At 64.7% G+C, this 20,732-nt stretch carries 19 protein-coding genes and 1 tRNA gene; 17 read left to right on the top strand and 3 right to left on the bottom strand.

All coding sequences use genetic code 11. The annotated features are described in order from the left end of the window. Window positions 1-42 precede the first annotated feature (42 nt). From QUV25_RS12680 to QUV25_RS12655, 6 genes are all read left to right on the top strand, one after another. Window positions 43-119: transfer RNA gene (locus tag QUV25_RS12680), tRNA-Arg, on the top strand. A gap of 964 nt (window positions 120-1,083) precedes the next feature. Next, a complete protein-coding gene (locus QUV25_RS12675; protein WP_300864425.1) occupies window positions 1,084-2,271 on the top strand; it encodes an ABC transporter substrate-binding protein in 1,188 nt (395 codons plus the stop codon). Between the two features lie 85 nt (window positions 2,272-2,356). Next, a complete protein-coding gene (locus QUV25_RS12670) occupies window positions 2,357-3,220 on the top strand; it encodes a branched-chain amino acid ABC transporter permease (protein ID WP_300864422.1) in 864 nt (287 codons plus the stop codon). Then, window positions 3,217-4,209 carry a branched-chain amino acid ABC transporter permease gene (locus QUV25_RS12665; protein WP_300864421.1) on the top strand — a complete coding sequence of 331 codons (993 nt, stop codon included), beginning with the start codon at window positions 3,217-3,219 and terminating at the stop codon, window positions 4,207-4,209. Before QUV25_RS12670 ends, QUV25_RS12665 begins: the two co-directional genes overlap by 4 nt. Continuing rightward, entirely contained in the window at window positions 4,206-4,967 is a 762-nt protein-coding gene (locus QUV25_RS12660; RefSeq protein ID WP_300864419.1) for an ABC transporter ATP-binding protein, read from the top strand. The genes QUV25_RS12665 and QUV25_RS12660 overlap by 4 nt, the downstream gene beginning before the upstream one ends. A gap of 1 nt (window position 4,968) precedes the next feature. Continuing rightward, the gene (locus tag QUV25_RS12655) at window positions 4,969-5,682 is read left to right on the top strand and encodes an ABC transporter ATP-binding protein (RefSeq protein WP_300864418.1); all 714 of its coding nucleotides are present in this window, start codon (window positions 4,969-4,971) and stop codon (window positions 5,680-5,682) included. A 77-nt stretch (window positions 5,683-5,759) separates the two neighbouring features. On the opposite strand, the gene QUV25_RS12650 is transcribed toward QUV25_RS12655, so the two are convergent. Then, a complete protein-coding gene (locus tag QUV25_RS12650) occupies window positions 5,760-6,542 on the bottom strand; it encodes an IclR family transcriptional regulator C-terminal domain-containing protein (RefSeq protein WP_300864416.1) in 783 nt (260 codons plus the stop codon). 149 nt (window positions 6,543-6,691) lie between these two features. On the opposite strand from QUV25_RS12650, the gene pobA reads away from it, so the two are divergent. The 3 genes from pobA (at window position 6,692) to QUV25_RS12635 (ending at window position 9,679) form a co-directional block, all read left to right on the top strand. Next, on the top strand, window positions 6,692-7,876 hold the full coding sequence (pobA, locus tag QUV25_RS12645; protein WP_300864415.1) for a 4-hydroxybenzoate 3-monooxygenase: 1,185 nt from the start codon (window positions 6,692-6,694) through the stop codon (window positions 7,874-7,876). Between the two features lie 75 nt (window positions 7,877-7,951). Continuing rightward, on the top strand, window positions 7,952-8,863 hold the full coding sequence (locus QUV25_RS12640) for a CoA transferase (RefSeq protein ID WP_300864413.1): 912 nt from the start codon (window positions 7,952-7,954) through the stop codon (window positions 8,861-8,863). Between the two features lie 135 nt (window positions 8,864-8,998). Then, the gene (locus QUV25_RS12635) at window positions 8,999-9,679 is read left to right on the top strand and encodes a cold shock and DUF1294 domain-containing protein (protein ID WP_300864411.1); all 681 of its coding nucleotides are present in this window, start codon (window positions 8,999-9,001) and stop codon (window positions 9,677-9,679) included. A gap of 12 nt (window positions 9,680-9,691) precedes the next feature. Here the strand turns inward: QUV25_RS12635 and QUV25_RS12630 are convergent, their stop codons facing one another. Next, a complete protein-coding gene (locus tag QUV25_RS12630; protein WP_300864409.1) occupies window positions 9,692-12,031 on the bottom strand; it encodes a YgiQ family radical SAM protein in 2,340 nt (779 codons plus the stop codon). A gap of 250 nt (window positions 12,032-12,281) precedes the next feature. On the opposite strand from QUV25_RS12630, the gene QUV25_RS12625 reads away from it, so the two are divergent. The 7 genes from QUV25_RS12625 (at window position 12,282) to QUV25_RS12595 (ending at window position 18,148) form a co-directional block, all read left to right on the top strand. Continuing rightward, on the top strand, window positions 12,282-12,701 hold the full coding sequence (locus QUV25_RS12625) for a hypothetical protein (RefSeq protein WP_300864406.1): 420 nt from the start codon (window positions 12,282-12,284) through the stop codon (window positions 12,699-12,701). A 134-nt stretch (window positions 12,702-12,835) separates the two neighbouring features. Further along, window positions 12,836-13,210: a hypothetical protein gene (locus QUV25_RS12620; RefSeq protein ID WP_300864404.1), complete on the top strand. Its 375-nt coding sequence runs from the start codon at window positions 12,836-12,838 to the stop codon at window positions 13,208-13,210. A gap of 142 nt (window positions 13,211-13,352) precedes the next feature. Then, a complete protein-coding gene (locus QUV25_RS12615; protein ID WP_300864402.1) occupies window positions 13,353-14,270 on the top strand; it encodes a crotonase/enoyl-CoA hydratase family protein in 918 nt (305 codons plus the stop codon). Between the two features lie 124 nt (window positions 14,271-14,394). Further along, window positions 14,395-14,940 carry a polymer-forming cytoskeletal protein gene (locus QUV25_RS12610; protein ID WP_300864400.1) on the top strand — a complete coding sequence of 182 codons (546 nt, stop codon included), beginning with the start codon at window positions 14,395-14,397 and terminating at the stop codon, window positions 14,938-14,940. A 129-nt stretch (window positions 14,941-15,069) separates the two neighbouring features. Further along, complete coding sequence (locus QUV25_RS12605) at window positions 15,070-16,758, top strand: ExeA family protein (protein ID WP_300864398.1); 1,689 nt, start codon at window positions 15,070-15,072, stop codon at window positions 16,756-16,758. A gap of 10 nt (window positions 16,759-16,768) precedes the next feature. Next, window positions 16,769-17,458, top strand: coding sequence for a general secretion pathway protein GspB (locus tag QUV25_RS12600; RefSeq protein WP_300864397.1), 690 nt, complete (start codon window positions 16,769-16,771; stop codon window positions 17,456-17,458). A gap of 9 nt (window positions 17,459-17,467) precedes the next feature. Then, window positions 17,468-18,148: an ATP-binding cassette domain-containing protein gene (locus QUV25_RS12595; RefSeq protein WP_300864395.1), complete on the top strand. Its 681-nt coding sequence runs from the start codon at window positions 17,468-17,470 to the stop codon at window positions 18,146-18,148. Between the two features lie 35 nt (window positions 18,149-18,183). Here QUV25_RS12595 and QUV25_RS12590 read toward each other — a convergent pair whose 3' ends face one another. After that, window positions 18,184-19,347: an acyl-CoA dehydrogenase family protein gene (locus QUV25_RS12590; RefSeq protein ID WP_300864393.1), complete on the bottom strand. Its 1,164-nt coding sequence runs from the start codon at window positions 19,345-19,347 to the stop codon at window positions 18,184-18,186. 105 nt (window positions 19,348-19,452) lie between these two features. Here QUV25_RS12590 and QUV25_RS12585 point away from each other — a divergent pair, with 105 nt between their 5' ends. Then, on the top strand, window positions 19,453-20,658 hold the full coding sequence (locus QUV25_RS12585; RefSeq protein WP_300864390.1) for an acetyl-CoA C-acetyltransferase: 1,206 nt from the start codon (window positions 19,453-19,455) through the stop codon (window positions 20,656-20,658). Window positions 20,659-20,732 lie beyond the last annotated feature (74 nt).

Genomic DNA, 20,732 nt, shown 5'->3' with positions numbered 1-20,732 from the left:
CGCGCGTTTTCCCGAGGCCTCAGAGGGAGGTGCGCACAACGAGCGGCGTTAGCTCAGCTGGATAGAGCAACGGCCTTCTAAGCCGTAGGTCAGAGGTTCGAGCCCTCTACGCCGCACCACCCCGTCTCAGCTCATCAAGCGGCTCGCCCCTCAAGGCGCCGGCTGCTTGCAGGTGAGTCAGCGCGATTCAGTACGCGCGGTCTGCTCTTTGGACCCATCGACGAGCAACAAAAGCAGTCGGAGGACTGTGTTGGGCCTGACGGCAGGCACCGCTCGGCGGGGCTTGCCGGAACTGGTCTCCGTACTGCCAAGCCCATTCGTCCAGAGCACCGATCCGCGGCGGACAGCAGCCTCACTTCGAGGGCTGTAGGAGCTGGAATCGGGAAAGATCTGGATTTGGCGCGAGCCGTTGACGGCTTCCAGCAAGCTCGGGGGAGATAGAGCGTCTCCTTCCGTGATGAACACGGTGGCGTCGCCCAATCCCTGTGGACGCAGCATGGCCAGCACAAACTGACTCGCATGACTCCATCTTAGGCCTTGGCAACCGGGACAGCGCGGCGCGGCGGCATTCATTGCGTTGTCGTACACGGTCCTGTTTCGTCATGGCTGGTACGTAGCTCGCCTTGCTTCTCGTGGGGCCACTCAACGAGGGTGAGCGCACCACCCTCTCGATCAGGAGCGGTCCAAGCCTGAGCCACCGCAGTGCGAGCCGTTCTCTGAGACATGTGCGGACCGCGCGGGCGGTGCGCTGGGCCATGGGACTGCACTGTCGGTAACTTCTCCCGCCTGACGGGGACGCCTAGGCGCAAAGGAAAAGGTTTACGGGTAAACACCATGCTCTGCTGTTGCAAGCATGCATTATAGTGCATCATGTTCATGCCAATAGCCGGAGTTACGGTCACCGAAGCGGCAAATCCAATGCAGTTTAGCGCCTGTGCTGCACGTGGGCGGGACGGGGCGCTCACCATCCGATTATTTGAGTCTTTGATAATTGAAACTTCAAGTAGGGGTTAGTCGCTATCCCCAGACAGCGACCCCCGACATACATTGACCTCCACCTTCCAACCCATCAGGAGACCGCTCATGACCACCCGCCGACTTGTACTGACCCGCAGCGCTGCCGTAATTGGCGCCGCCTCTACCGGGCTCTTGCTGCCTCAAATTGCTCGCGCGCAGTCAGACAAGGTTCGGGTGGGCTTTATGTTGCCCTACACCGGTACCTTCGCGCAGCTCGGCGTTGCAATCGAAAACGGTTTCATGATGGCGCTGGCCGAACAGGGCGGCAAGCTCGGCGGGCGCGAAATCGAGTTCTTCAAGGTCGACGACGAATCCAGCCCGCCCAAGGGCATCGAGAATGCCACCCGCCTGGTGCAGCGCGACAAGGTTGACGTGCTGATCGGCACGGTGCACTCGGGCGTGCAAATGGGTATCCACAAGGTGGCCCGTGAAAGTGGCGTGCTCAACATCATTCCCAATGCGGGCGTCCACGTGGCGACCCGCGCCCAGTGCGCACCCAACGTGTACCGCGCCTCGTTCACCAACTCGCAACCTACGCTGGCGCTGGGCAAGCCAATGATGGACCGCGGTCACAAGAAAGCGGTGTGGATCAGCTGGAACTACGCTGCCGGCGATGAAGCTTTCGAAGGCTTCGAGAAAAGCTACACCGCGGCCGGCGGCACCATCGTGAAAAAGCTGGGACTGCCCTTCCCCAACGTGGAGTTCCAGGCCCTGCTGACCGAGATCGCTTCGCTGCAGCCCGACGCAGTGGCCTGCTTCTTCGCTGGCGGCGGCGCGGCCAAGTTCCTGCGGGACTACGCAGCGGCCGGTCTCAACAAGAACATCCAGCTCTACGGCTCCGGTTTCCTGACCGAAGGCGTGCTGCAAGCGGCTGGCCCTTCGGCCGACGGTGTTCTCACCACCATGCACTACAGCGACTCGCTCGACACGCCGCGCAACAAGCAGTTCCGCCTCGACTACGCCAAGACCTTCAAGGCTCAGCCCGATGTGTACGCGGTGCAGGGTTACGACAGCGGCCTGTTGCTCATCAAGGGTGCCAACGCCGTCAAGGGCGATCTGTCCAACAAAAAGGCCTTGTACGCCGCGATGGATGGTGCAGTGATCGATAGCCCGCGCGGCAAGTGGACCATGAGCCCGTCGCACAACCCGATCCAGGACATGTACCTGCGTCGGGTGGAAAACAAGGAAAACAAGGTGATCGGCATTGCCGGCAAAGCGGTGGCCGATCCGGGCACTGGTTGCCGCATGGCCTGAGCACTGCCCTTCCCTCCCACGCCTAATCCATCAGACGAGCATCCTCTGGGTGCTCGCCTGTGGCTTGCTTGACCCCATCGTTTTCATGGACCTCGCCAATTTCCTGATCCAGCTGCTCAACAGCCTGCAATACGGGCTGCTGCTGTTCATGCTGGCAGCGGGCCTGACGCTGATCTTCGGCATCATGGGCGTGGTCAATCTGGCGCACGGCAGCTTCTACATGATCGGCGCCTACCTCGCCTGGTGGCTGACAGCCCAGCTGGGCAGCCTGGTGCTGGCGATCGTGGTTGGGACCGTACTGGCTGTGGCCTTGGGCTGGTTGCTGGAATGGCTGCTGTTTCGCCATTTCTACCACCGCGACCACCTTGACCAGGTGCTCCTCACTTTTGGCCTGATCTACATCTTCGAAGAGTCCCGCTCCATCCTCTGGGGCGATGACGTGCATGCGGTGCAGGTGCCGGAACTGGTGCGCTGGTCCATCCCGTTGACTGAAAACCTTTCCTACCCGGTCTACCGGCTGGTGATCTCTGCGGTCTGCATCGCGCTGGCCATCGGGCTGTACTTGCTGATCTCCAAAACCCGTCTGGGCATGAAGATCCGTGCCGGTGCCTTCAACCGCGAGATGACGGAAGCGCTGGGTATCAATATCCGGCTGATCCATGGCGTGGTGTTTGCGCTGGGCGTCGGCCTGGCGGCCATCGCCGGCATGATCGCCTCACCCATTGCCAGCGTCTACCCGGGCATGGGCAGCTCGGTGCTCATCATGTGTTTTGTGGTGGTGGTGATCGGTGGTATCGGCTCGGTGCGCGGTGCGATGGTCGCCGCTTTGCTGGTCGGTCTGGTCGACACTTTCGGCAAGGTCTTGCTGCCACAGATCGCTGGCATGGCTGTCTACATGCTGATGGCGGTGGTATTGCTCTACAAACCTGAAGGCCTGTTCAAGCAATGAGCACACCCAAGGCCCAGCTCGAGATCCTGCCTCGTGGCATCCAGGTGGTGCTGGCAGTGGGTGCGCTCGCGCTTGCGGCGTTTCCCCTGGTACCCATGGAGAGTTCCGGCTTCTACCTGCAGATGCTCTCGCAGATGATGATCCTGGCCATCTTCGCCATGAGTCTGGACCTGCTGCAAGGCGTCACCGGCCTGGTCTCGCTCGGCCACGCGGCCTACTTCGGCTTGGCGGGCTATGCGCTCGCCTTCCTCACCCCGGCCGACACGCCGATCAGCCTCTGGTGGTCGCTGCCCCTGGCTGCGCTGGCCTCGGGCCTGGCCGCCTTGATCATCGGCTTCTTCGTGGTGCGCACCCACGGCATCTACTTCATCATGGTCACCATGGCCTTCGCGCAGATGGTGTTTTTCCTGTTCTTCGACAACCGCGACCTTGGCGGCTCGGACGGGCTTTACGTCAACTTCCGGCCCGACGCCAGCCTGTTCGGCTGGAGCGGCATCGACCTGGACAACAAAACCACCTTCTACTACTTCACCTTGCTGGTGATGCTGGCGGTTTATGCCTTCCTGCGCCGCCTTCTGTTTTCACCGTTTGGGCGTGCGCTCGCTGGCATCCGGGTCAATGAGCACCGCATGCGGGCCGTGGGTTACGGCACCTTCGGCTACCGCCTGACTGCCTTCACGCTCGCCGGTGCGCTGGCCGGCGTGGCGGGCTACCTGTGGGCCGCGCAAACCGGCTATGTGAACCCCGAGCTCATGGGCTTTCACCTGAGTGCGCACGCCATCATGATGGTGATCCTGGGCGGCATGGGCAACTTCGCGGGTGCCATCGTGGGCGCCTTCGCGTTTGAGTACGTGATGCACTTCTTCAAGGACCTCACCAAACACTGGCAGCTGCTCATGGGCAGCTTCATCGTGCTGGTGGTGGTGTTTGCGCCGCGTGGGTTGCTCGGCCTGGCCGAGCGCCTGTTCCGACGACGGGATCCTCCATGAGCGATCTCCTGCTCAGTGCACAGCACCTGACCAAGCGTTTTGGCGGCCTGGCCGCGGTGAACGACGTGTCGGTGGACCTGTTTCGCGACCGCATTCACGCAGTGATCGGCCCCAACGGCGCTGGCAAGTCGACGCTGACCAACCTGCTCTCGGGCGATCTGCCTCCCACGTCAGGCCGCATTGTGCTGGGGGGGCATGACGTTGCCGGGCGCAGCCCTGAACGCATCTCGCGCCTGGGCCTGGGTCGCAGCTACCAGAAGACCAACATCTTCCTGCCCTTCACCGTCTGGGACAACGTGCGCCTGGCTTCGCAGGCCAGTGAGCGCCACGCAGCGTGGAACCCGCTCAACTGGATCAGCGCCGCCTCGTCGCAACGCCAGGTGAACCAGCGCTGCGAACGCGCGCTGGAACTCGCCGGCCTCACGGCACGTGCGCACAGCGTGGCCGGCACCACAAGCCATGGTGAGCAACGCCAGCTGGAAATCGCCATGACGCTGGCGACCGAACCCTCTGTGTTGCTGCTCGACGAGCCGCTGGCCGGCATGGGGCAGGCCGAAGCGGAAAGCATGGTCGCCCTGCTGCTCAAGCTCAAGGCCGACCACGCCATCCTGCTGGTCGAACACGACATGGACGCCGTGTTCACACTGGCCGACCAGCTCACCGTGATGGTCAATGGCGAGGTGATCGCCAGTGGGGCACCCGAATCGGTGCGCAACGACGCGACGGTGCAGGCCGCCTACCTGGGTGAGGACCACTGACATGGCAGCCCCACTCATCGAGGCCACCGGCCTGCACACCCACTACGGCGCCAGCCACATCCTGCGCGGCATCGACTTCACCGTGAACCCTGGCGAGACCATCGGGCTGATGGGTCGCAACGGCATGGGCAAGACCACCTTGCTCAAGTCGCTGATGGGCATCGTCAAACCCAGCGGGGGCAGCGTGAAGGTCTGCGGCCGCGACATGACGGGCGCGTCCACATACGACATCGTGCGCCAGGGCATTGCCTACGTGCCAGAGGGCCGCGGCATCTTCGGCAATCTCAGCGTGCGCGAAAACCTGGTGATGGCCGCACGCGCCGGCACCCGCGGCCAGACCGACTGGAACTACGAGCGCGTGCTCGAAACCTTTCCGCGCCTGGCCGAGCGCCTGAACCACGGCGGCCAGCAGCTCAGCGGCGGCGAGCAACAGATGCTCACCATCGGCCGCGCGCTCATGACCAACCCAGATCTGCTGATCCTGGACGAAGCCACCGAAGGCCTGGCGCCCCTGATCGCGCGCGAAATATGGCGCCTGTGTGGCCTGATCCGCGAAAGCGGTATCAGCAGCGTGATCGTGGACAAGAACTGGAAGCACGTCACCCGCATCACCGACCGCAACGTGATTCTGGTCAAGGGTGAGGTGGTTTTTGAAGGCAGCTCAGAGAGCCTGCTGGCCCAGCCGGAACTGCTGGAGCAGTACCTGGGCGTCTGAGGCCGGCCTAGGGCCTGTTCACAAGATGTTTCTGAGTGCGATCCGCAGCGCATCTCAAAGAACAGTGTGAACAGACCCTAGAGCAAGGGGCGCAGCTCCCGCGCAGCGTCCAGCAACAGCGGCAGCAGGTCCTGCTGCATCACCTCGGGCGCAAGCCGCTGTGGAGAGGCGACCACGTTGAGCGCAGCCACCGTCTGTCCTCTCATGTTGCGCAGCGGCACCGCCAGTGCGTGCACGCCCAGCTCGTGCTCTTCGCTGGCCAAGGCCAGGTCATCCGAGCGCACCCGATCAATCGCAGTCCGAAACGCCTTCCCGTCCACCACCGTGCGTGGCGTCAGGCGCGGCAGTTCGCGCCCCTTGAGCCAGGCGCTGAACTCGGCGCGCGGCATGGCTGCCAGCAGGACACGGCCGGTGGACGTGGCGTGCACCGGCAGGCGCGCGCCCAGATGCAGGCCGTAGGCCATCAGCCGCTGTCCACCCACCGAGGCGCTGCGCGCCACGATCACCACCTCGTCGCCATCGCGCACCACCGCCGAGAACGATTCACGCGTCTGCGCGGCCAGCCGGTTCAGGGTCGGCTGTAGCAGACGCGGCAGGCGGGCCGAGGCCAGGTAGCTGCCGGAAAAACGAAGCACCTTGGGCGAGAGCCAGTAGTGGCTGCCATCGGTATCCAGGTAGCCCAGGTGAGCCAGCGTGAGCAAATGCCGTCGCGCCGCCGCCCGGGTCAGGCCGGCGCGATCGGCGGCCTGAGTGGCATTGAGCCGCTGCCGTTCGGTGTCAAAGCTCTCCAGCACGGCCAGGCCTTTGGCCATGCCTTCGATGAAGTCGGCTTTGGCGATGGGTTTGGGTTCAGCGTCCATAGTGCGCGATGATCGCACACTCTAATCGGTGATCGCGCACAGTGGCGGCTGGCTGGTTGGTGAAGGGTTGTTCGCGGCTTACGCTTGCACCTCAATCCAACCATAGCTCGCCCGCCACACCACAGGCGCCGCGGCGGAGACTCCAACCCATGCGAACCCAAGTTGCCATCATCGGCGCCGGCCCCTCCGGTCTCCTGCTCGGCCAGTTGCTGCACAAAGCCGGTATCGACGCCGTGATCATCGAGCGCCAGAGCCCGGAGTACGTGCTCGGCCGCATCCGTGCCGGCGTGCTGGAACAGGTGGCCACCGACCTGCTGGACGAAGCGGGCGTAGGCCAGCGCATGCACGCCGAGGGCCTGGTGCACACCGGTTTTGACATGCTGTTCAATGGCGAGCGCCACCGCATCGACCTGGAAAAGCTCACCGGCGGCAAGAAGGTCATGGTCTATGGCCAGACCGAAGTCACCCGCGACCTGATGGACGCACGTCAGGCCGCCGGCCTGCCCACTGTCTACGACGCTGCGAACGTTCAGGTGTATGACTTCGAAACGCTCAGCCCGCGCGTGACCTACGAGAAAGACGGCCAGTCCCACACCCTGGCCTGCGACTTCATCGCCGGCTGCGACGGCTTTCATGGCGTGTGCCGCGCCAGCGCCCCGCGCTCGGCCATCAAGGAGTTTGAAAAGGTGTATCCGTTCGGCTGGCTCGGGCTGCTCTCAGACACGCCACCGGTGCACCATGAGCTGATCTATGTGAACCACCCCCGCGGCTTTGCATTGTGTTCACAGCGCAGCGCCACGCGCAGCCGCTACTACCTGCAAGTCCCGCTCACCGACAAGATCGAGCAGTGGAGCGACGAGGCCTTCTGGCAGGAGCTGAAATTGCGCCTGGACCCGGAAGCAGCAGGGAAGTTGGAAACGGGTCCCAGCATCGAAAAGAGCATCGCGCCGCTGCGCAGCTTCGTGACCGAGCCACTGCGCTTTGGCCGCATGTTTCTTGCCGGCGATGCGGGGCACATCGTGCCGCCCACAGGCGCCAAGGGCCTGAACCTGGCCGCCACCGACGTGAAGTACCTGATGGACGCGTTTGTCGAGTTCTATCAGGAGCAATCGGAAGCCGGTATCGACGGCTACTCGGAGCGCTGCCTTAAGCGCATCTGGCGCGCCGAGCGTTTCAGCTGGTGGTTCACTTCCATCATGCACACCTTCGATAGCGAGGGCGCCATCAATGGCAAGCTGCAGCAAGCCGAACTCGACTACCTGATGCATTCGGAGGCAGGCCTAAAGACGATTGCAGAAAACTACGTGGGCCTGCCGCTGGACTTCGGTGCCTGACGCTGTCGCCGGTTTTCGGCGGTGGCGCCTGGGCTGCGGTTAAATGGCTGCCTGCACACCACCCCGCACTTGCCCATGACCGCTGCTGGCCTCGCCCCTGTTTCGCTCAAACCACTCAAGCCGCTGCGCGGCACGCGCGTCCTGAGCCTGGCGCTCAACCTGCCAGGCCCGGCCGCGCTCATGCGCCTGAAGGCCATGGGTGCGACCTGCATCAAAGCCGAGCCACCTGGCAAAGGCGGCGGCAGCGGCGACCCGATGGGGCAATACAACCCACCGGCCTACGCCACACTGCACGAAGGCATCAAAGTCATCCGCATCGATCTCAAGACCGAAAAAGGCCAAGCTGCGCTGCACAGGCAACTGGCCCGCACCGACCTGCTGATCACCTCTTTCCGGCCCTCGGCGCTGCGCAAGCTGGGACTGGGCTGGCAGGCGCTGCATCGGCTCTATCCCGCGCTATCGGTGGTCGCCATCGTGGGCGCGCCCGGCTCACGCGCCGAGGAACCGGGTCACGACCTGACCTACCTGGCCGAAGCCGGGCTGGTCACAGGCCTCGATCTGCCGGCCACGCTGTTCGCCGACATGGGCGGCGCCCTCATGGCCTGCGAGGCTGCGCTGCAGGCCGTACTGGTACAAAAATCCACCGGCAAAGGCTGCTTCCAGGAAGTGGCCTTGTCCAGGGCGGCTGACTGGCTCGCCCTGCCTCGAAACTGGGGGCTGACCCAATCCACCGGCGCAGTCGGTGGCGCACACGCGGGCTACCGCGTCTACCCGTGCCGCGGCGGGCGTGTCGCTGTCGCCGCGCTGGAACCTCACTTTTCGGCCGCCTTGTGCGCCGCCGCGGGTGTGCAGATCGACGGGCCAATGGACTTGTTCAAACCCACGACCCACCAGGCGATTGCCAAGTTTTTCGCCAGCCGGACTCGCCCGCAGTTGAACCTGCTCGCGGTGAGCCAGGACGTCCCGCTGCACACCCTGCCCGCCTGAGGCCAAAACACCACGATCCGTTCGTTCCGAAGCCGCACAGCTTCATGACAGATCGCACGCCGAATGAGAGACCACGCACCGCCCTGGCATCTGGCCCCGGCATAATTTGGCGCTTTCAACCACGGCTGCAGGTCCATGCGAAAACAAGGAACGGTGGTGCGCTGGGACTCGGAACGGGCGTTCGGCTTCATCCGCAGCCCGGACACCGCCGCCGAGATCTTCTTTCACCGCCGCGATTACAGCGAGAACCGCGCCCCCACCGAGGGCATGGCGGTCACGTTCGAAGAGATTCACGTCGGCGGCAAGGGCCCGCGCGCGCTATCCGTCGAGCCCAAGACCAACACCATCGAGGCGCCGCCCCTGGTCGTGACGGACAAGGCCGCCGAAATACTTCCACGCAGCGAGCCCGCGCCCCGATCCACGCCGCTGCACCTGAGAAAACGCGAAGAGCGACTGTACTGGACCGCACTCGGTCTCATGGGGCTGTGGCTCATGTTCTGGCTGGTAGGCATTGGCCTGGGACGTTTTCCCTGGGTCATCCTCACTGGCGTGGTGATGCTCAACCTCGCCACCTTCTACGTCTACTGGCGTGACAAGGAGGCCGCAGTGCAAGGCGGTTGGCGTGCCAGCGAGAACCAGCTGCACGGCCTGGCGGTGCTGGGTGGCTGGCCTGGGGCCTGGTTTGCGCAGCAGATCCTGCGCCACAAATCGAGCAAGAAGTCGTTCCTGGCCATTTACTGGGCCACCGTGGCAATCAACCTGCTCGGCATGCTGGCCTGGCTGGTCTGGCCAGCCCTTCAGGGCCCGACCGCCTGAGCCACAAAGGACTCAAGGGCGACGCTTGACGGACCCGGTTTTGGGCGCGGCGCCGGTCTGGCGTGGCGGCAATCCGGTGTGCTGGGTGAGCAGTCGACCTTTTGCAGGCTGAGCCGACCTGCCCTCTGGGGATTTGCCCACTGGCGTGCTGTTCTTGCGGCGCGCGCTCTGGTAACCGCCATCGGTCAGCGGCTGGAACGTGGGAATGAGGTGGTGTTTGCCGTTGCCGATCAGGTCGGCGCGGCCCATGCTCTTCAGGGCCTCGCGCAGCAGCGGCCAGTGGTTCGGATCGTGGTAACGCAAAAAGGCCTTGTGCAGGCGACGGCGCTTTTCGCCGCGAACGATGTCCACCCGCTCGGCCCGCTGCGGGTCGCGGCTGATCCCCTTGAGCGGGTTCAGGTTGCTGTGGTACATGGCCGTGGCGGTGGCCATGGGGCTGGGGTAGAAGGTCTGCACCTGATCGGCGCGGAAACCGTTTTTCTTCAGCCAGATAGCGAGGTTCATCATGTCTTCGTCGCTGGTGCCGGGGTGGGCGGCGATGAAATACGGGATGAGGTACTGCTTCTTGCCCACCTCCTCGCTGTACTTCTCGAACATCTGCTTGAACTTGTCGTAGCTGCCAATGCCCGGCTTCATCATCTTGGACAGCGGCCCTCCCTCGGTGTGCTCGGGCGCGATCTTCAGGTAACCACCCACGTGGTGCTGCACCAGCTCCTTCACGTATTCAGGGCTCTTCACCGCCAGGTCGTAGCGCAGGCCAGATCCGATCAGCACCTTCTTGATCCCGCGCAGCTCGCGCGTGCGTTTGTAGATTTTGATCAGAGGGCCGTGGTCGGTGGTGAGGTTGGAGCAGATGCCCGGGTAGACGCAGCTGGGCTTGCGGCAGGCGGCCTCAATCTCGGGACTCTTGCAGCCCAGGCGGTACATGTTGGCTGTGGGGCCACCCAGGTCGGACACCACGCCGGTGAAGCCCTCAACCTTGTCGCGCATCTCCTCCACCTCCCGGATGATGGAGTCTTCCGAGCGGCTCTGGATGATGCGACCTTCGTGCTCGGTGATGCTGCAAAAGGTGCAGCCGCCAAAGCAGCCTCGCATGATGTTGACGCTGAAGCGGATCATCTCCCAGGCCGGGATCTTGGTCGAGCCGTCGTGTTTGCCATGCTCGTCGGCATAGACCGGGTGCGGGCTGCGGGCGTACGGCAGATCGAACACGTGGTCCATCTCGGCCGTGGTCAGCGGAATCGGCGGCGGGTTGATCCAGACATCGCGCGCGGTTGTGCCCTCACCATGGGCCTGCACCAGTGCACGGGCGTTGCCCGGGTTGGTTTCCAGGTGCAACACCCGGTTGGCGTGCGCGTACAGGACGGCATCGCTCTTCACCTGCTCGTAGCTCGGCAGGCGGATCACCGACTTCTCGCGCGGCGGCACCTTGATGCGGCCCTGCAGTGCCGGGTTGGGTACGAACTTCAGCACCTGGGTGCCTGAAGGCTGCTCGGTGGGGGCTGTGGCGCCGTCTTCCTTGGCACAGCTCTGGCCCTGGGCCTGAGCCTGCTCGCTGGTGGTCAGGTAGGGGTTGAGGTGGGCGTCGACCCGGCCTGGCATGTCGACTTCGGTGGAGTTGATCTCGACCCAGCCCGCTGCCGTGGGGTCACCCGGGCGGCGGACAAAGGCGGTGCCACGCACGTCGGTGATCTGCTCAATGGGTTCGCGCGCGGCAATGCGGTGCGCCACCTCGACCAGCGCGCGCTCGGCGTTGCCGTAAAGCAGCAGGTCGCACTTGGCGTCCACCACGATGCTGCGGCGCACCTTGTCGCTCCAGTAATCGTAGTGCGCAATGCGGCGCAGCGAGCCTTCGATGCCGCCGAGCACGATGGGCACGTCCTTGAATGCCTCACGGCAGCGCTGGCTGTAGACGATGGCCGCGCGATCTGGGCGCTTGCCGCCGATGTCGCCGGGGGTGTAGGCGTCGTCGCTGCGGATTTTCCGATCGGCTGTGTAGCGGTTGATCATGGAATCCATGTTGCCCGCGGTCACGCCCCAAAACAGGTTGGGCCGGCCCAGCACCTTGAATGGCTCGGCGCTCTGCCAGTCGGGCTGGGCGATGATGCCCACGCGAAAGCCCTGGGCCTCCAGGGTGCGCCCGATCACCGCCATGCCGAAGCTGGGGTGATCCACATAGGCGTCGCCCGTCACCAGGATGATGTCGCACGAGTCCCAGCCGAGCTGCTCCATCTCGGCGCGGCTCATGGGCAGAAGCGGCGCCACCCCGAACCGCTTGGCCCAGTAGGAGCGGTAGCTGGTGATCGGCTTGGCGGCGCGCGCGAAGAAGGAGACGTCGATGGGGGCGTTCATGGAGACACAAGGGGTAACTCTCAAGTGTACGGTTGATGCGCGTTTTGGGTCGGGCTCCCGATTGCGCACCTGCTGACGAAGCGGCGTTACAGACCGACGCAAATGCCGCAAGTCCCTTACCTGGTCAGTTGACTTGAGTCAATTGCAAACCCCCACGGAAGCCCAAACTGATACCTAAGCGGGTACTGGTGGGAGTACTAATCCTCCTGGCCGCTTGAAGACGTTCGATTCAACCATTCAAGGAGTTTTCATGAAACAAGCAAGTTTGATCAAGGCCCTCATCGTCGCAGCGTCGCTGGCTGGCATGGGCCTGGGCACCGCCATGGCGCAAGACCAGCTCAAGACGCAGGACCAGTTGAAGACGCAAGACAAGGACATGGTCAAAGACAAAGACATGGTCAAGGATCAGGATCGCCTGCGGGACCAGGATCGGCTCTACATCTACGGCTACGAGCTCATGACCGACCAGGAACGCAACGCCCACCGGGAGCGCATGCGCGCTGCCAAAACGCTGCAGGAACGAGACCGCATCCGCGCAGAACACCGCGTCCAGATGGACGCACGGGCCAAGGAGCGCGGTGCGACCATCATTCACCGCGACGGTGGTGCCGCAAGCAACAGCGGCTCGTCTGGTGCGGGAAGTGGCTCGGGTGCTGGCGGCAAGAAATAAGCCCGCTGGACCCGTATGAAGCTGCGGTTCAAGCTCACCCAGCGGTCGCATGCCCATCCGCTCTCCAGCCCAAGCCGACCCTCAGGCGCGGGCCGGGCCAACGCCCGGCTTGCGAATCGACACAAGGAAACCACATGAAACACAGCACCCTCGCAAAGGCCACCCTCTTGGTCGTCGCCTTGACCGGGCTTGGATCGGCCATGGCCCAGGACCAGCTCCGCAGCCAGGACATGGTGCAGTTGCGCGAACAAATCTATTCTTATGATTACATGACGCAGCGCGAACGTGACACCTACATGGAGCGCATGCGATTGGCCCAGACCGATCAGGAGCGCGAGCGCATCCGCCTGCAGCACCGCGAGCAAATGGGCCTGCGTCTGCGCGCCATGCAACAGAACCAAAACGCCATGCCCGGTACCGGCATGCAAGGCGGCTCCGGTGGCATGGGCGGACACCAGGGTGGTCAGCCCATGCTGCTGCCCAAGCGTCAGGGTTCCGGCCGAAACTGATTGACCGGCCGCAGCCGACCGATGCCGACGCAACCCCGTCGGCATTTTTTTTGGGCGCCTCATGCCCCGCCATCAGTCACCCGCGCAGTTGCCAGCGGCCTTGCGGTGCGCCTAGCATGGGTCCACCCAACCGGAGACCCCCATGCCCGACTACAGCACCCTCAGCATCCAGCCTGATGAGCGCAACCCGCGCATCGCCCGCCTTCTGCTCAACCGCCCCGAAAAGCTCAACGCGATCAACGACGCCACGCCGCGCGAGATCCGCGCCGCGGTCGAATGGGCCAACGCAGAGCCGGCGATTCATGTGATCGTCGTGGAAGGTGCAGGCAAGGGCTTTTGTGGTGGCTATGACCTGAGTCTGTTCGGCGAAGGTGACATTGACCACCCTTGCCAGCAGGAGCGCCATCCCTGGGACCCGATGGACGACTACGCTTTCATGAAGCGCAACACCGAAGACTTCATGAGCCTGTGGCGCAGCGCCAAGCCCACCATCGCCCAGGTGCACGGAGCGGCCGTGGCGGGTGGCAGCGACATCGCGCTGTGCTGCGACCTGCTGGTGATGGCCGAGGACGCCCGCATCGGCTACATGCCCACCCGCGTCTGGGGCTGCCCCACCACAGCGATGTGGACTTACCGGCTTGGCCCGATGCGGGCCAAACAACTGATGTTCACGGGCGATGTGATCAGCGGCCAAACGGCCGCCGAGTGGGGCCTGGCAAACGAGGCCGTGCCCGCCGATCAGCTCGATTCGACCGTGATGGCCCTGGCCAACCGCATCGCGGGCGTTCCGAGCAGCCACTTGGCGATGCACAAAATCGTGGTCAACCAGGTGATGCTCAACATGGGGCTGGAGCAGTCGCAGCAGATGGCGACCGTGTTCGACGGCATCACCCGCCACAACCCCGAGGGCCTCTGGTTCCGCCGCTATGCGCAGGAACAAGGTTTCAAGGCCGCGGTGCAGTGGCGCGATGGTGGTGAGCCGATTCCCGAGGGCGACGAGGCGCGCGCGCTGGTTCGGGAAATGGAGGCCCGGCGCCGGCCAGATGGCAAGTGCCAGTAACAACATGGAATGCAACACCCGCAACGAGACGTACGGTGCATCTCGTTACCCCACTTACAGACCCGACCAGAATGTAAGCCACGTGGCCCTTAGCATGACTGCTTCACTTTTTGAAGGAGCTGACATGGCACTGCACTTTGGCAAACGCGACCCCGAACCCACCAAACCCCTCAACAGTGGCCTTTCCACCCAGCGTTATGGCTCCGCTGCCAGCAGTGCTGCCCAAGTCGAAGAATCCGCCACCCTGATCACGCCAGCGAGTCCGTCCACCCCGCCCAGCAGCACCGTGCCCGAAGGCGGCAGCAAGCTGACCGTGGGTCCGAACATCAAGCTCAAAGGTGTCGAGATCACCGACTGCGACACGCTGGTGGTTGAAGGTCTGGTAGAAGCCACGATGGATTCGCGCGTGATCCAGATCGCACAGCAAGGCGCCTTCAAAGGGTCGGCCGAGATCGACATCGCCGAGATCCGCGGTGTGTTCGACGGCAACCTCACCGTGCGCCAGAAGCTGGTGATCTACGCCACCGGCAAAGTCACCGGCAAGATCCGCTACGGCAAAGTGGTGATCGAAGAAGGTGGGCAGCTTTCTGGCGACATCGAGTGCTCGGTGTCGTCTTCCTCCAGCGGCAACAAGGCAGTCAACAAGCCGGCCATGTCCCTGGCAGCCTGACCCTGCCCCCGGGCAACGCGCCTGGGCAGCGCGTTGCCCTGACGGCGGCGAGCCTCAGCGCACACGGATCGCGGGGCTCTCGCGACGGTCCAGATTGCCCGGCCTGAGCGCCCCCGTTATCCTCAGCGCATGTACGCCGGTCATTTCGGGCTGAAACACACGCCCTTTTCCATCGCACCCGATCCGCGCTATCTCTTCATGAGCGAGCGCCATCGGGAGGCGCTGGCTCATTTGCTCTATGGCATCGAAGGGGGTGGCGGATTCGTGTTGCTCACCGGGGAGATTGGTGCGGGCAAGACCACCATCTGCCGCTGCTTTCTCGAACAGATCCCGCCACACTGCAGGGTCGCGTACATCTTCAATCCCAAGCTCACGGTCGGGGACCTGCTCAAGACGATTTGCAACGAGTTTCATATCGAGGTGAAGCACGAGGGGATAGGTCCGGCCACGATCAAGGACTACCTGGATCCGCTCAACGCCTACCTGCTGAGCAGCCACGCAGCCGGCCAGCACAACATCCTGATCATCGACGAGGCCCAGAACCTCACCAGCCACGTGCTGGAGCAGTTGCGCTTGCTCACCAATCTGGAGACCAGCGAGCGCAAGCTGCTGCAGATCATCCTGATCGGGCAACCCGAGCTGCGCAAAATGCTCGCCCGGCCCGAGCTGGAGCAGCTGGCTCAGCGCGTGATTGCGCGCTTTCACCTTGGCGCGCTGACCGAGGCCGAGACCCGGCACTACATCCGCCACCGCCTGGCGGTGGCAGGCCTGAAAGGCCCTGCGCCCTTCACCGACTCGGCCGTCAAGCGCATCCACACCCTCACCCAGGGCGTTCCCCGGCGCATCAACCTGATCTGCGACCGCGCCCTGCTGGGAGCCTATGCCGGCGGCCTGGACCGGGTGGATCGGTCGGTGGTCGATAAAGCGGCCGCCGAGGTGTTCGAGTCGCCGGCCGTTCGCCCGCCTGCACCCCCCGCCTCGCGCCGAGCGACACGCCGCCTGGGCACACTGGCACTCGGGGCACTCGGCGGCGCGCTGCTCACTGCCGCGCTCGTCGGGCTCTGGAGCGCCACACGGCAGAGCGCACCCACGCAACTCGCTGCACCAGCGGTGGTGGAGCCCCCGGCGGCCAACGCCGCCGTGCCCGCCGCACCGAGCACCAGCACCGTCACCGCAGCACCGGTTTCGAGCAGCGAGCCCGCGCTGTCGCCGCCCATTCCGGGCCTGCCACCGGCATCGGCATTGCTGCGCAGCGAGCGCGCTGGCGTGCGCGAGCTGGGGCCTTTGTGGGGCCAGAGCCTGCCCGATGCCGATCCTTGCGCCCGAGCCGAGCGCGAGCAGATGCAATGCTTCACCACCAGCCGCATGACGCTGCACGGCATGCGCCAGCTCGACCGGCCCGCCCTGCTGGCCCTGCGTCTGCCAGGCCAGCCGCGCGGCTGGGCGCTGATCACCCAGATCACCAGCGAAACGGCCACGCTCAGTGTGGGCAACGATCACTGGCTGGTACCGCTCACCGCACTGGCCGATGTCTGGCGAGGCGACTACACCACCCTGTGGCGCTTGCCGCCCGGGCAGGATGGCGCCTTGCGCCGTGCCACCGACGGTACGGCAGCAGCCTGGGTGAGCGAGCAGCTGGAAGGCATGAAGTCGCGTGGCGAACTGCCTGCCACCGCCGGCACGATGCGCGAGCAGGTCGAGGCCTTTCAGCGCGCCCGCGGCCTGGAGGTGGACGGCATCGCCGGCGCCATGACCATCATGCTGATGAACCGGGCGGTGAGTCGGGACGAACCTCGGCTGACTGCGGCCGCGCCCTGAAAGCCCCGCCATGTCTTACATCCTTGACGCACTCAAGCGGGCCGACGCCGAACGGGAGCGCGGCCACATCCCGGGCTTGCATACCCGCAGCGCGCCCACGCTGGATCGCCCGGAGCCCGGGCGACCCAGGCGCTGGCTGCCGGCCAGCCTGATCGGACTGGCCCTCTTGCTTACAGGTGGCCTGGGACTGTGGTGGTGGCAAGGCGCCTCGCGAGACGCGCCTCTGCAGTTGGCCCCGGCCGAGATCGCTCCGGCCGCCCCCCCCGCCGCGGTGCCGCCCGAGCCCACGCCTGCTGCTCAGCAAGCCACCCCGCCCGCGCTGCCCATCCTGGCGCCCGAGCCGCCGCGCCCGCCCCGACCAACCGAACCTGCTGCTGATCGTCCCGCTGAGCCGGTGAACCCGACGGTGCCGGCTGCCGCCACTGCTCCTGCCGATGTGGCTCCGGCAGCCCCGGCCGTCGTCGCCACCAACCCGGTGCGCAGCTTCGCCGAGCTCGCGCCGGATGTGCGTGCGCGGCTGCCTGCTGTCAACGTGAGCGGCTCCACCTACTCGCAAAATCCGGCCCACCGCATGCTCATCGTCAATGGCAAGGTGGTGCAGGAAGGTGGCGAAATCAGTCCCGGCCTCAAGCTCGAAACCATCGAACAGCGCTCGGCCGTGCTCAACCACCAGGGCATGCGGTACCGCATCGGCTACTAGGGCCACATCGTGCCCCGACCACCTGCGCCCGACGCTGAAAGCCTGCCCTTGCCCAAGTCCCCTGACGCGCCTAGCACAGCCGTGCTGCAGGTCCAGAACCTACGGTTTGCGTGGCCTGGCCAGCCACCGCTGTTCGATGGCCTGACGATCACGCTCAGACCCGGTCTGCACGCGGTGTGTGGCGACGATGGCTGCGGCAAGAGCACGCTGCTCGCGCTGCTCGCCGGTGAGCACGCCAGCCACACAGGCAGCGTGTCGGTCGATGATGTGAGCTTGGCGGCGGACCGCGAGGCCTACCAGGCGCGCGTGTTCTGGATCGATCCCACCACCGACACGTTCGATGCCGTGAGCGCCCGTGCTTTTTTGGCCACTCAGCCCGAGCATCACCCCGGCTTCGAGCCTGCAATCGCCCACGATCTGGCCGAGGCCTTGGGTCTGACGCCACACCTGGACAAACCGCTCTACATGCTTTCAGCGGGCAGCAAGCGCAAGGTTTGGCTGAGCGCCGCCATGGCCTCAGGCGCGCCGCTCACGCTGATTGACCAGGCTTTTGCCGCGCTGGACGCACCCTCGACGCGATTGCTGCGCGAACTGCTCACCGAAGCCGGCGAACACCCCAGGCGCGCATTTCTGCTGGCCGACCACGAAGCCGCGCCGGGCCTGCCCTGGGGTCAGGTCATCGACCTCTGAGCCTCGCCAGCGAGGGGGCGCTCGGTCAGCACCGATCAGCGCCCGCCCAGCCCCATGCTGCGCGAAATCACCTCTTTCATGATTTCGTTCGTACCGCCGTAAATGCGCTGCACGCGCGCGTCGGCATAGGCGCGGGTGATCGGGTACTCCCACATGTAGCCGTAGCCACCAAACAGCTGCACACAGGCGTCCATCACCTGGCATTGCAGGTCGCTGCACCAGTATTTGGCCATGCTTGCCGTGGCGGTGTCGAGCTGATCGGCACTGACCAGGTCGCAGCACTTGTCCACGAACACCCGCGCCACCTGCACCTGGGTTTGCAGCTCGGCGAGCTGGTAGCGCGTGTGCTGAAACGCACCCACCGCCTGGCCAAACACCTTGCGTTCCTTGACGTAGTCCACCGTCCAGTCGATCGCGGCCTGCGCGGCCGACACCGCGCCGATCGCGATCTGCAGCCGCTCCCACGGGAGCTGCTCCATGAGGCACACGAAGCCGCGATTTTCCTGGGCTGCGCCCCCCAGCAGTTGCTCGGCAGGCAACTTCACGTTGTCGAAGAACAGCTCGCTGGTGTCCTGCGCTTTTAGCCCCAGCTTCTTCAAACGCTTGCCCTTCCCGAACCCCGGCGTACCGCTCTCCAGCAGGAACAGGCTGGTCCCCTTGGCGCCCGCTGCCGGGTTGGTCTTGGCGACCACGATCACCAGGTCGGCGTGCCAGCCGTTGGTGATGAAGGTCTTGCTGCCGTTGAGCAGGTAACTGCCATCGGCCTGCTGAATGGCCGTGGTCTTCACGCCTTGCAGATCGCTACCCGCCGCGGGCTCGCTCATGGCGATGGCGCCCACCATGTCGCCGCTGGCGAGCAGCGGCAAGTACTTCGACTTTTGCGCCTCGGTGCCGTAGTGCAGGATGTAGGGTGCCACGATCTCGCTGTGCAGCCCGTAGCCGATGCCGGTGAAGCCGCCGCGCGCCAGCTCCTCCATCTGCACCACCGAATACAGCTTGTCTGCGCCCGCCCCGCCGTGTGCCTCGGGCATGGTCATGCAGAGAAAGCCATTGGCGCCAGCCTTTCGCCACACCTCGCGGTCCACATAACCCTGCTCCTCCCAGGCTTCGTGGAACGGGGCGATTTCCTTGTCCATGAAACGGCGAAAGCTGTCGCGGAAGGCTTCGTGGTCGGCATTGAACAGGGTGCGTGGAATCATGGCTGTCACCTATCGGACGTGAGGGAAGAGATTTACACAAAGCGTTTGCTTGGCAAAAGTCTATACTGATTTGTACCCCTCGAACCGTTGCCCTGGAGACCAGCCATGCCCGAAGCCTTCATCTATGACGCCATCCGAACGCCGCGTGGCAAGGGCAAGAAAGACGGCAGCCTGCACGAGGTGAAGCCGGTGAACCTGCTCGCGGGCCTGTTGAGCGAACTGCAGCGCCGCAACGACCTGGACACCGCCGCGGTGGACGATGTGGTCATGGGCGTGGTCTCGCCGATTGGCGAGCAGGGTTCGGTGCTGCCCAAGGTGGCCGCGCTCAAGGCGGGTTGGGACTGGCGCTGTTCAGGCGTGCAGCTCAACCGCTTTTGCGCCTCGGGCCTGGAGGCGGTGAACATGGCTGCGATGAAGGTCAGGAGCGGCTGGGAAGACCTTGTGGTCGCCGGCGGCGTGGAGAGCATGAGCCGCGTTCCGATTGGCTCGGACGGCGGCGCCTGGGCGCAGGACCCGGAAACCAACAGCGCCACCCTGTTTGTGCCGCAAGGCATCGGCGCCGATCTGATCGCCACCCTCAACGGCTTTTCACGCGACGACGTGGACGCATTTGCGCTTGAATCGCAGAGGCGGGCCACCGCGGCCCGAGCCGACGGGTACTTCAATGGTTCGGTGGTGGCGGTGAAGGACGCGCTGGGCCAGACCATCCTCGACCAGGACGAGTTCATCAAACCGAACACCACGATGCAAGGCCTGGCGGGCCTCAAGCCCGCTTTTGAACAACTCGGCGCCATGGGCTTCGATGCGGTCGCGCTGCAGCGCTATCCACAGGTCGAACGCATCCACCACGTGCACCACGCCGGCAACTCGTCGGGTATCGTAGACGGCGCGGCGGCCATCCTGATCGGCAGCGAAAGCGCAGGCAAGACGCACGGCTTCACGCCGCGCGCGCGCATCGTGGCGGTCGCCCTCTCAGGCGCCGACCCCACCATCATGCTCACCGGCCCCATGCCGGCCGCGCGCAAGGCGCTGACCAAGGCGGGCCTGACCATCGACCAGATCGACCTGTTCGAGGTCAACGAGGCATTCGCCGCCGTGCCCATGAAGTTCATGCAGGAGATGGGTGTGCCGCATGAAAAGGTCAACGTCAACGGCGGCGCGATCGCCATGGGACATCCGCTGGGTGCGACCGGCGCGATGATCCTGAACACGCTGATCGACGAGTTGCACCGCACGGGCAAACGCTACGGATTGGCGACTTTGTGCGTCGGCGGCGGCATGGGCATCGCGACAATCATCGAAAGGGTCTGACGACCCACCCCCGCGCCGCGCTTTGCGCGTCACCCCTAGAAGGGGCAACACCAGCGGCCCGGCAAAGCCGGTTC

This window comes from Hydrogenophaga sp., assembly GCF_030373245.1.
Lineage (GTDB): Bacteria > Pseudomonadota > Gammaproteobacteria > Burkholderiales > Burkholderiaceae_C > Hydrogenophaga.
Note: the sequence above shows the minus strand (reverse complement) of the source record. Positions and strands in the feature narration are given on the sequence as shown.